At 35.8% G+C, this 11,439-nt stretch carries 9 protein-coding genes and 1 riboswitch; of the genes, 7 read left to right on the top strand and 2 right to left on the bottom strand.

Annotation, left to right across the window (positions count from 1 at the left end):
• The first annotated feature begins 220 nt into the window (after positions 1 to 220).
• The 3 genes from MKX53_RS08475 to MKX53_RS08485 all read left to right on the top strand — a co-directional run bounded on the left by MKX53_RS08475 (position 221) and on the right by MKX53_RS08485 (position 5,332).
• Positions 221 to 3,022, top strand: coding sequence for a 2-oxoglutarate dehydrogenase E1 component (locus MKX53_RS08475; RefSeq protein WP_340910603.1), 2,802 nt, complete (start codon positions 221 to 223; stop codon positions 3,020 to 3,022).
• 28 nt (positions 3,023 to 3,050) lie between these two features.
• Positions 3,051 to 4,280, top strand: a complete 1,230-nt coding sequence (gene odhB / locus MKX53_RS08480) for a 2-oxoglutarate dehydrogenase complex dihydrolipoyllysine-residue succinyltransferase (protein WP_093534360.1) — start codon at positions 3,051 to 3,053, stop codon at positions 4,278 to 4,280.
• A 203-nt stretch (positions 4,281 to 4,483) separates the two neighbouring features.
• Complete coding sequence (locus MKX53_RS08485) at positions 4,484 to 5,332, top strand: YitT family protein (RefSeq protein ID WP_340910605.1); 849 nt, start codon at positions 4,484 to 4,486, stop codon at positions 5,330 to 5,332.
• A gap of 84 nt (positions 5,333 to 5,416) precedes the next feature.
• Here the strand turns inward: MKX53_RS08485 and ku are convergent, their stop codons facing one another.
• Positions 5,417 to 6,244 (bottom strand): non-homologous end joining protein Ku, encoded by an 828-nt coding sequence (ku, locus tag MKX53_RS08490; RefSeq protein ID WP_093534358.1) that lies wholly within the window; start codon positions 6,242 to 6,244, stop codon positions 5,417 to 5,419.
• Between the two features lie 227 nt (positions 6,245 to 6,471).
• Positions 6,472 to 7,665, bottom strand: a complete 1,194-nt coding sequence (locus tag MKX53_RS08495) for a NupC/NupG family nucleoside CNT transporter (RefSeq protein WP_340910609.1) — start codon at positions 7,663 to 7,665, stop codon at positions 6,472 to 6,474.
• 163 nt (positions 7,666 to 7,828) lie between these two features.
• A riboswitch (purine riboswitch) is annotated at positions 7,829 to 7,933 on the bottom strand.
• A gap of 195 nt (positions 7,934 to 8,128) precedes the next feature.
• On the opposite strand from MKX53_RS08495, the gene MKX53_RS08500 reads away from it, so the two are divergent.
• The 4 genes from MKX53_RS08500 (at position 8,129) to MKX53_RS08515 (ending at position 11,434) form a co-directional block, all read left to right on the top strand.
• On the top strand, positions 8,129 to 9,964 hold the full coding sequence (locus MKX53_RS08500) for a DNA ligase D (protein WP_340910610.1): 1,836 nt from the start codon (positions 8,129 to 8,131) through the stop codon (positions 9,962 to 9,964).
• A gap of 59 nt (positions 9,965 to 10,023) precedes the next feature.
• The gene (locus MKX53_RS08505; protein WP_340769115.1) at positions 10,024 to 10,245 is read left to right on the top strand and encodes a transcriptional regulator; all 222 of its coding nucleotides are present in this window, start codon (positions 10,024 to 10,026) and stop codon (positions 10,243 to 10,245) included.
• A gap of 79 nt (positions 10,246 to 10,324) precedes the next feature.
• Positions 10,325 to 10,522 carry a DUF6501 family protein gene (locus tag MKX53_RS08510; protein WP_093534350.1) on the top strand — a complete coding sequence of 66 codons (198 nt, stop codon included), beginning with the start codon at positions 10,325 to 10,327 and terminating at the stop codon, positions 10,520 to 10,522.
• 48 nt (positions 10,523 to 10,570) lie between these two features.
• Entirely contained in the window at positions 10,571 to 11,434 is an 864-nt protein-coding gene (locus MKX53_RS08515) for an ATP-binding protein (RefSeq protein WP_093534348.1), read from the top strand.
• Positions 11,435 to 11,439 lie beyond the last annotated feature (5 nt).

Below are 11,439 nucleotides of genomic sequence, written 5' to 3' on the forward strand. Positions count from 1 at the left end.
TTTTTTGAAAAAAACCATTGTATTTTTTCCCGATAGTAGTAAGATTGAGATGGAAAAATTGTTCTTATATAAGGATAGTTTGAGACTATATAAAAGAGTGGTAAACTATAGAGAGGTATATGCGTGTATTTTTTACATGTATTACTCTAGAACTTTTTATCCACTTAAATGTATTTATGATAAATGCCTAAAAGGCACAAAATGTTGGAGGTTTTTCTAAATGTCGAACAATCAAACACCTTGGTCAGCTTTTTCTGGTCCGAACCTTGGGTATGTGATGGAGCAGTATGATGTATTTTTACAGTCTCCGGACGATGTGGATCCTGAATTAGTAGAGTTGTTTAAGCAATATGGAGCACCTAAGATGCCCGCTTCATCATCATCAAACAGCCCTGATACACCTATTGTAGAGCCTAATAACTTTGAAAAAGTGGTTAATGCTATTCAACTAGCAGATGCCATTCGGAATCATGGTCACTTAACGGCTAATATTTATCCATTAAATGATGGACCAAAAGAAGATTCAAAGCTAAATTTAACTACTTATGGTTTAACTGAGCAAGATTTACGAGAAGTACCCGTTTCTTTCCTTATTAAAAATGCTCCAGCCAATATAATGAATGGTTTACAAGCAATAGAATATTTGCGTTCTATGTACACAGATAAAATTGCGTTTGAAATTGCTCATATTGTCAATACGGAAGAACGTACTTGGTTACAAGAAAAGATTGAAAAAGGTGCTATAAGAGAAAAGCTTTCAGCTGAAGACAAAAAACAATTACTTAAACGTTTAACACAAGTCGAAGGATTTGAGAAGTTCATCCATCGTACGTTTGTTGGAGCTAAACGCTTCTCCATTGAAGGTTTAGACTCATTAGTTGTATTAATGGATGAATTAGTTCGTCAATCCAATAAAACGAATACAAAGCAAGTAAATATAGGTATGGCTCATCGTGGTCGACTAAATGTATTAACTCATGTCCTAAATAAACCATATGAAATGATGTTTGCAGAGTTTGCACATGTTCCTACTGAATCATTTTTACCGAAGGATGGTTCACTTGAACTTTCGGAAGGTTGGTTTGGTGATGTTAAGTACCATAAAGGGGCAAGCTATCGCTCTCAATCAGGTTTAACAGTAAAACTTGCGTATAACCCTTCCCATTTAGAGGTAGTAAGTCCTATTGTTACTGGTCAAACACGTGCTGCACAAGAAACAACAGATGCGGCCGGTTATCCTGTTCAAGATAAAAATGCGGCTTTTGCTATTTTAGTACATGGAGACGCAGCTTTCCCAGGTCAAGGGGTAGTAACAGAAGTATTGAACTATAGTCGAGTTCGTGGATATCAAACAGGTGGTTCTATCCATATTATTGCTAATAATATGATTGGTTTTACTACTGAACATTATGATTCTCGATCAACTAACTATTCTTCTGATCCAGCAAAAGGTTACGAAGTACCTGTCATTCATGTGAATGCGGATGATCCTGAGGCAGTAATTGGGGTTGCAAAATTTGCGCATGAATACCGTCAAAAATTTGGAAAAGATATTGTGATTGACTTACTAGGTTATCGTCGATATGGTCACAACGAAATGGATGAGCCGCTTGTAACAAATCCAACCATGTATCATTCTATTCATAAGCATCCAACTGTTCGTGAGCTATACGGCAAGCAGTTAGTAGCGGAAAACTTAATGGAGAATTCTGATGTGAAATCATTAGACCAGTCTGTTTTCTCTGAAATGCAACAAGCTTATGATCGTGTGAAAGAACTTCCACCATCTACTGTACATGATATCGTTATACCACAAGTTGTATTAGATGGTATGCCAGAAATTCAAACAGGGGTAGAAGAGAGTAAGCTTGCTAAAATCAATGAAGAGCTACTTACATGGCCAGCTGACTTTAATGCTTTCAAAAAGCTAGAAAAAATATTGAAGCGTCGTGAAGAACCGTTCAAAGGGAAAGGGAAAGTGGATTGGGGCCATGCAGAAACATTAGCATTTGCAACAATTTTACAAGAAGGAAATTCTATCCGTTTATCTGGTCAAGATGCACAACGTGGGACTTTCTCTCATAGACATTTAGTTCTTCATGATGAAAAAACTGGTGCTGAATTAACGCCAATTCATGCGATTAGTGATGGAAACGCTTCATTTGTAGTGCATAATAGTCCACTTACAGAAGCAGCAATATTAGGGTATGAATTTGGCTATAACTTAGAGGATAATAACTCACTAACAATCTGGGAAGCTCAATATGGTGACTTTGCAAATATGGCACAAGTTATGTTTGATAACTTTATCAGTTCGGCTAGAGCTAAATGGGGTCTTAAATCAGGCTTGGTTATGCTATTGCCACATGCTGCTGAGGGCCAAGGTTCTGAGCATTCAAGTGCTCGTTTAGAACGTTACTTACAATTAGCGGCTGAAAATAACTGGACAGTTGCAAATCTATCTAGTGCTGCTAACTATTTCCACATCTTACGCAGACAAGCAAAAATGCTTAAGGAAGATGCTATTCGTCCGTTAATCATTGTTTCACCTAAATCATTATTACGTCATCCATTAGTTGGAGCTGATGTAGCAGATTTAACAACTGGTCAATTTGAAACAGTTGTGGAGCAACCTGGTTTAGGCCAACAAACAGACAAAGTAGAGAAAATTATCTTTGTTAGTGGTAAACTTGCAATAGACTTAGCAGACAAAGTAAAAGATGGTGCAGGTTTCGATCATATTCATATTGTTCGTGTGGAACAACTGTATCCATTCCCACAAGAAAAGATTCAACAAATTGTTTCTCGTTTCCCAAATGCCAAACAACTTGTTTGGGCTCAAGAAGAACCAGAAAACATGGGTTCATGGAACTTTGCTCTACCATATCTATTAGAAATAGCAAAAGATCAAGAAATTACTTATGTAGGTCGTGTGCATAGAGCAAGTCCTGCAGAAGGTGATGGAGATACGTATAAAGTAGAACAAGCACGTATTATTGAAGAAGCTTTAAAAAGCTTATAAGATAGGATTACTAGAGGAGGAAATTTAAGTGGCAGACATCATAGTTCCAGAATTAGCAGAATCAATTACAGAAGGTACCATTGCACAATGGTTAAAACAACCAGGTGATACAGTTGAAAAAGGTGAGTTCATCGTAGAACTTGAAACAGATAAAGTAAACGTTGAAGTTATTTCCGAAGAGGCTGGAGTAGTTAGTGAACTTCTAGCAGCTGAAGGAGATACAGTACAAGTAGGGCAAGTAATTGCAGTAGTTGGAGCTGGATCAGGTTCAAATACATCAGCACCAACAGCAGCACCTGAAGCTAAAGAAGAAACTAAAGCTCCGGAAGCTCCTAAAGCAGCGCCTGTAGCAGAAGAAACTTCATCTGAGCAAGACCGTACTATTGCTAGTCCTGCAGCTCGTAAACTAGCTCGTGAAAAAGGCATTAACCTAAGTGAGATTTCACCAGTAGATCCTATGGGTCGCGTGCGTGTACAAGACGTTTCTGCTCATGGTTCGGCTCCTACACCTGCAAAAGCAGCACCAGCACCAACAGCTAGTGCTCCAAAAGAAGATGATGGTCGTACGACTCGTGAAAAAATGTCTCGTCGTCGTCAAACAATTGCAACACGTCTATTAGAAGTAAGACAAAATACAGCTATGCTTACAACTTTCAATGAAATTGATATGACAAATGTTATGGCACTTCGTTCACGTAAAAAAGATCAATTCTTTGAACAAAATGATGTGCGTCTTGGATTTATGTCATTCTTTACAAAAGCAGTAGTTGCAGCACTTAAAAAATATCCGTATGTAAATTCTCAAATTGATGGTACAGATATTGTGAAAAATAACTTCTATGATATTGGTATCGCTGTTTCTACAGAAGGTGGTCTTGTAGTTCCGATCGTTCGTGATGCAGACCGTAAAAACTTTGCAGAAATCGAAGCTAATATTGGAGAACTTGCTAAAAAAGCTCGTGATAACAAATTAACTCTTTCTGATATGTCAGGTGGTTCTTTCACTATTACTAACGGTGGAGTATTCGGATCATTAATGTCAACACCTATTCTAAATGGTACACAAGTTGGTATTTTAGGAATGCACACAATTCAAAAGCGTCCAATCGCTGTTGGAAATGAAGTTGAAATCCGTCCAATGATGTACATTGCATTATCTTATGACCACCGTGTAATCGATGGCAAGGATTCAGTAGGTTTCTTAAAAACTGTTAAAGAATTACTTGAAAGTCCTGAAGACCTATTACTAAATAGCTAATATTAAAAGACTCCCTTCATCATTGGGAGTCTTTTTTTGTATAATAATAAGGTATACAGCAAAAAATACATATTAAGAATAGTTTATTTTATAGCTAGACAGAAGCAGCATAACAAGACAATGAACTAACATATATTTATAGAGTAATAAAAATTAGGAGTGTTTTGATGTTCTTTATTCAGCTATAAAAGGAGTCCAGCCGATTGGAAATAAGAAATGGACAGACTATTACTACATTTGAAAGAATAAGTCGTGTATTATTTATTATATTGGGAGCGCTAATCACAGCTATCGGACTAGAAGCCGTACTGATCCCAAACGATATAATTGATGGTGGGATTACGGGAATTTCTATCTTATTTTCTCATATGACGGGATATTCATTAAGTTTATTCCTATTTGTTTTAAATATTCCCTTTATATTTATAGGTTATAAGGAACTTGGGAAGTCATTTGCTTTTAGTTCAGTTATTGGTATCACAGCACTATCAATGTCTACAAGCTTGTTGCATCACATTCCATCTATTATTTCAGGAGATACCATGTTAGTAGCAGTATTAGGTGGTATTATGATCGGTTTAGGGATTGGTATTGTTTTACGTAAAGGTGGTGCCTTAGATGGTACAGAAATTTTAGCAATACTAATTGCGAAGAAATTCCCATTATCCGTGGGAGAAGTTATTATGAGTATTAATGTGTTAATATTTTCATTTGCCATGCTAATTTATGGGCTAAAGGGTGCTTTATGTTCGGCTATAGCATACTTTATAGCTATGAAGGTAATTGACATGGTACAAGCTGGTTTTGATGAATCTAAAAACATTATGATTATTAGCGATCACTCCCGGAAAATTGGTGATGCAATTCATGCTCATTTAGGTCGAGGGGTTACATATATAGCTGGTGAAGTAGGCCACACAAATGAACAAGTCGAAATAGTCATTTGTTTTATTAATAGGTTGGAAGAACCTGAACTTAGATCACTTATAAAGACAATTGACATAAATGCTTTCGTAGCGATTAATGGGATTGTAGAAATGCATCAATATTAATATCCCTACAATCTAAAATTTTTGCTGCTGTACTCATGTAATGGGCAGACCCTTTAGGAGCTGCCCGGCTAGAGAACTTGCTGTTTAGGACGTTTTTGCTTTTGGCGTTCTTTTTCTTGGTGCAGGTTTTTTCTTTTTCGTTTTGTCAAGAGACGCTTGTAAAGCAGACATTAAATCCGTTACATTGGATGGTAATTCTGTTTGTTTTTCAGTTGTCGATACTACATTATTTCCTGCCTTTTTCTCTTCTATTAGCTCCATTAAAGCAGTTCGATATTCGTCTGTGTATTTGTCAGGTTCAAACGTCGTTGTCAACTGGTCAACAAGCATTAGTGCTGTATCGAGTTCTTTTTTTACTACAGACTGTTCCGTTGGAATATTGGGTACATCTGCAGTACTACGAACTTCATCGGGAAAGTGAATTGTTTCCATGATTAATGTTTCGTTGTATACTCGTACGATTGCTAGTTGCTCTTTCGAACGAATCATAATTTTAGCTACTCCGATTTTCCCTGACTCATGTAATGCTTCTCTTAACAAAGAATAAGCTTTGCCGCCACCGCTATCAGGAGCCATAAAATAACTACGCTCAAAATATATTGGGTCTATTTCTTCTAATTTGACAAAGTCTATTATCTCTACCGCTTTGTCTTCATTTTCTTTTTTCAGTTTTTCTAACTCTTCTTCATCTAAAATAACAAATTTGTTTTTGGAGTATTCGTATGCTTTCACGATGTCTTCATTTTTGACTTCTTGTTTACAGCCTTCGCAAACCTTAGCGTAACTAATGGGTGTATGACATTCTTTGTGGAGCTGACGTAATTTAATATCCTTATTTTCAGTAGCTGTATGAAGCTTTATCGGAATATTAACTAAACCAAAGCTGATGCTGCCCTTCCAAACTGTATGCATTGCGCTCACCACTTTTTCATTTTCTTCTTACTATGTATACTTTGCCTTCTTTTTATGTATTAGATAATGATATTTTTACGTAACAAAGATTTGTAAGGAAGATAAAGAAGCTAACAACCTATTACTTCTAGGTCGTTAGCTTCTTTTCCTATTTGAACATTTCCTGTGCTCTGAAGGCTTTCTTTAAGTAGCACAATGAACCTTTGTTTGATAGCCATTTGTCTTGTCTACCAAACGAATAATCCAACAAGCATCGCACTTAACAGCGATACAGCCATTCCGCTTACTAAAAGCTTCCAAACATTTTTGCCGATGATTTTTGAACGCTCTTCACCTAAAGTAGAGCTGTATGTACCATAAATCATGCCGACTGTACTAAAATTGGCGAATGAAGTTAAGAAAGTTACAGCAACCGCGACCGTATGTGGATTTAAGTCTTGGATGTTGTTTTTTAGATCCATCATCGCCACAAATTCATTTGTCGATAGTTTAATCCCCATTAACGATGCAACATACATCGCATCTTGGATGCCTAATCCAAGCAAAACCGCAAATGGGAAGAAGATGACACCGAAAATCTTTTCGATTGTCAAATCATCTATAAAGAAGCCCAGGATTCCATTAAGAGCAGTGGTTAATGCCACATACCCTATTACCATCGCTAAAATTACAATAACCATTTTCATGCCGATAAGCATACTGTTTGAAATAGTAGAAAAGAAATCTTGACGTTCTTCTTTAGGAGGAACATAAACAATATCGTCTTCTTTGCTAACCTCTACAGGATTTAAAATACTTGCTAATAACAGGGCATTTAGACAATTAAGTGGAATAGCTGCAAATACATACTCGGCAGGAACCATCGATAGATACGCCCCTATTATGGAACCACTGACACTACTCATACTCATAATTCCAAATGTCAATAATCGTTGGTCCTTTAAAACGACCAACTGTTGACGGATAACTGCTAGAGCCTCTGTATTGCCGAGGAACATCATCTGGATCGAGAAAAAGCTCTCTAGCTTAGGTAGCCCAGATATTTTAGAAATAACCCATCCTACTTTATCGATGATCCACGTCATAATTCCAAAATAAGACAAAATATCGAAGAAAGTTACAATGAAAACTATAGGCAGTAAAGCACTAAAGAAAAAATCAACAGTGTCGTTCGCCATTACAGATGGAAAGGCGAATGAAATTCCTGCATTTGCGGATGATACTAACCATGTAAAGAAAGAAGCAATTTTGTTAATTGTCCATGTCCCAATCGTGGTAGATAACATAAACCATGTAATGAGCAATTCAGCGACGAGCAGGGTAAGTATAGAACGCCATTTAATTTTCTTTTTATCCGGCGAACAAAGGTAGACGATGCCAAGGACAACAAATATACCTAGTATATTTAATAGAAAAAACATTTAATCAACTCCAACTTTATTTTTCCCAAAACAAAAACTCTTATTCATTCATCCCTTCAGTCACCAGACAGAAAGTATGAAAAAATAAGAGTCATAAACAAATACGCAGTAATACTAAACATTATGAAGCAAATGATTAATTGAATTACCTTACTATTTATCTCTCTTTTTCATGCTTCCTTGTAGTCCGGCATTTATTGTGGCTGCCAGGTAGAGACTATCAGGCCAATTTAACTGATATTATACAAGGGTAAAAATTTATAGATTATATTTTAGGAGAAGATTCATTATATACTAGCGTTTGATCCGAAACAATGAAATGAATAATGTTGTAATGTTAAAAATTATTGTAAAAGTGAGTAAAGTAAATAATGAGAAGATAGCAATAATTTTCGCTTCATATGTATTAAAAAAGGAATTATTATGAAGACTAAAGAAAAACCTCTAGGAAGTAGGAAATAATTTGTTGCCTATGCTTTTAACCGCTTCAACAGAAGTGCCCATAGGAAATGAGTGGCTATACGAAACTAAATATGATGGATTTCGATGTATTCTAGAATGGGATAAAGAGCCATTACTTAAAAGCAGGAATGGAAAATTACTAAATAATATGTTTCCTGAGATTATTAGCTTCTGTCATGAAATTTATGACAAAATCAAACCTTTTTTACCACTGACAATGGATGGGGAATTAGTATATTTAGTAAATAATTTCCAAAGTGTTTTTTCAAAAGTTCAGTTACGAGGAAGAATGAAAAATATAGATACTATTAAAAATAATGCAGAAATATTTACGTGTCATTATGTTGTATTTGACCTGCTCATATATAAAGGTAAAGACCTAACCAAACTTCCATTAACGAAGCGAAAGCAGCAATTGAGTCGATTATTTAACAAAGTAAAGCTTCCTGTTTCTATAAATTATCAGGATACAAATAGGTTGCAGGCAATAAATGTTTATGAAGACAGTCCATTATTGTGGGAGCGGATTGTCATGAATAATGGGGAAGGCTTGATAGCCAAACAAACTAAAAGTAAATGGAATAGCGCTGAGCGGACCAATAAGTGGCTAAAAATAAAAAACTGGAGATATATTAGTATTATTTTAACGAAATATGATAAAAGTAATGGCTTTTTTCACGGCGTAGTTTACCAAAATGGCCTTTTAGTAGAAGTGGTTACGTTTCGTCACGGTCTATCCGAAGTCGAGTTAGCTACACTAATCACATTATTTCAAACGAAAGGAACACAACTTTCCAATAATATTTGGGAGTTAGAACCTTCTATTTGCGTAGAAATTGCATGTATAGATTTTGATGGGAAAAAGTTAAGAGAACCAAGATTTCATTTGTTTAAATTGAATACAGACATACAGGATTGTAGTTGGGAACAAATGCAAAAACAATTATACCCTTTACCACCAACAACAAAGATTACTCATCCAGATAAACCTATTTGGCCAAAATCTGGGATACAAAAAGATGATTACCTTATGTATTTACAACGTATAGCACCCTATATGTTGCCTTTTTTAAAAGATAGGCTACTAACAGTTATTCGTTTTCCACATGGTGTTCCTGGGGAAAGTTTCTATCAGAAAAATAGTCCAGATTATGTTCCTGATTTTGTTGCGACAAAGAAAATGGACGATATTAACTATATTATGTGCAATGATTTAGAGACATTGCTCTGGTTAGGTAACCAGCTTGCTTTAGAATTTCATATTCCCTTTCAGACGGTACATACAAATAATCCTACTGAGATTGTTTTTGACTTGGATCCACCCTCTGTTAAAGAGTTTTCGTTAGCAGTGGAGGCCGCACAACAGATGAAAGTAATATTTGATCAATTTCGCCTTCATTCGTTTGTGAAGACATCAGGTGGAAAAGGCATTCAGCTTTATATTCCTTTAGACGAGGATAGCTTTACGTATGAGGAGACAGGTATATTCACCAAATTTATATGTGACTTTTTAGTGGAACAGCAACCAAAATGGTTCACTACGGAAAGGTTGAAAAAGAATCGTGGCAATAAATTATATTTAGATTATGTTCAACATAAGGAAGGCAAAACAATAGTCGCTCCATTTTCCCCTAGAGGGAATGAGTTAGGGCTTATTGCAACTCCCCTTAAATGGGAGGAGGTAAAAGAGTCCTTAAAGCCTGATACATTTACGATTCCGTCCGTATTAGATCGCATAACTAAGCAAGGAGATCCTTTTAAATACTTTAGAGTAAACAGCGAAAAAGACAACTTTGCGATGGTGTTAAAACAATTAAAAGATCTTATAAAAAAATGATGATTAATTGTGTTATTAAAACGTATGTTCTCATATAGTGTTAAAAAGGGGGCACGAATATGCGTAATGATTTGGTGAAATACTTACATCGTGGATGGGTGTGTGAGTTAATATATTTGTCCAAAGCAGGTGAAATAAGTAAGCGTAAAGTAAAGCTACTTAGAGTTGAAGCCGATATATTCTACGCATATTGTTTTAAGCAGAAAGCGAAAAGAACATTTCGAATCGACCATTTATTAGCACTTTCTCCTTTACTACAGCAGGAAAGAGGAGCTGTATAATTTTTCTCCTCTTTTAGTAGAATCATTAATTGAAAAAAGTTGGGTTGAAACGTATACTAGTTATAAAGGAAGTGGTTAGATGATACATACAAATTGGGCTACAAAGCCAACTATTAAAACAGTGACATGCACGCAAACAGATGCTAAAAAATTCCTTGTGAGCAATGTACTTACCGTTGGGAAAACTTATGAAGTTAAAAATGAAACAGAAGAATTTATCTTTGTAATTGATAACACTGGAAAAATTGGCGGCTACTACAAGGAATATTTCCAATAAAAAAACCGATGTGAACTCATCGGTTTTTTTTCATAAGGAGACAAGAAAATGAAAAATTTAGTAATGGAAGAAAAACTGAAGAGATTAACCAGAGTGCATTCAGCACAAGATACAGCTCTTATTGGAGCAGGAGGCTATCTATCTCCAGAAGAATATTTGTTAGAAGATGTACTTATTGCCGTATCTCTAAAAAAACCGGTATTACTGAAAGGGCCTACAGGAGCAGGTAAAACTAAGTTGGCTGAAACAATTTCTGAGTTTTTTTCACAGCCAATTCAAAGTATAAATTGTTCGGTAGATCTAGATGCAGAGGCATTATTAGGTTTTAAAACAATTATAACAAAGGGTGGATTAAGCGAAATTGATTTTGTAGATGGTCCTGTGGTGGAAGCGATGAAGAAAGGGCATATTCTATACATAGATGAGATTAATATGGCCAAATCAGAGACACTTCCTATTTTGCATAGTGTATTGGATTATAGAAGAATGCTCACAAACCCGTTTACAGGAGAGGTGATAAGAGCTCATCCTGATTTCTCGGTTATTTCAGCGATAAATGAAGGATATATAGGTACAACCCCTATGAATGAAGCATTAAAAAATCGTTTCGTTACCTTTTCAATTCCATATATTTCAGGTGAGCATCTGGAAAAGCTATGGCAGGAGATGTTCCCCACAGCACCGAAAGACTTACATATACTTATGTTGAATTTGGCAAAAGATTTAATGGAACAAGTAGAACAAGGAATGCTCTCAGAAGAAGCAGCCTCCATTAGAAGTTTACTGTATGCTACTGAACTGGCATTATATATGGAACCAATCAGAGCGATTACCTATGCTATTGCTGAAAAGCTTGAAGATGACCAAGAAAAACAGCTTGTGTTAGCATTGGCATCTACTTGGATTAAGTGAGGGAG

Origin of the sequence: Psychrobacillus sp. FSL K6-4615 (assembly GCF_038008225.1) — a bacterium.
In the GTDB taxonomy this organism is placed as follows: domain Bacteria; phylum Bacillota; class Bacilli; order Bacillales_A; family Planococcaceae; genus Psychrobacillus; species Psychrobacillus psychrotolerans.

What these genes read in the sequence shown, in the direction of transcription:
- MKX53_RS08475 (WP_340910603.1), top strand. Translation starts at nt 221, where the DNA reads ATGTCGAACAATCAAACACCTTGGTCAGCTTTTTCTGGTCCGAACCTT.
- ku (WP_093534358.1), bottom strand. Translation starts at nt 6,244, where the DNA reads ATGCATACAGTTTGGAAGGGCAGCATCAGCTTTGGTTTAGTTAATATT.
- MKX53_RS08495 (WP_340910609.1), bottom strand. Translation starts at nt 7,665, where the DNA reads ATGTTTTTTCTATTAAATATACTAGGTATATTTGTTGTCCTTGGCATC.
- MKX53_RS08505 (WP_340769115.1), top strand. Translation starts at nt 10,024, where the DNA reads ATGCGTAATGATTTGGTGAAATACTTACATCGTGGATGGGTGTGTGAG.
- MKX53_RS08510 (WP_093534350.1), top strand. Translation starts at nt 10,325, where the DNA reads ATGATACATACAAATTGGGCTACAAAGCCAACTATTAAAACAGTGACA.
- MKX53_RS08515 (WP_093534348.1), top strand. Translation starts at nt 10,571, where the DNA reads ATGAAAAATTTAGTAATGGAAGAAAAACTGAAGAGATTAACCAGAGTG.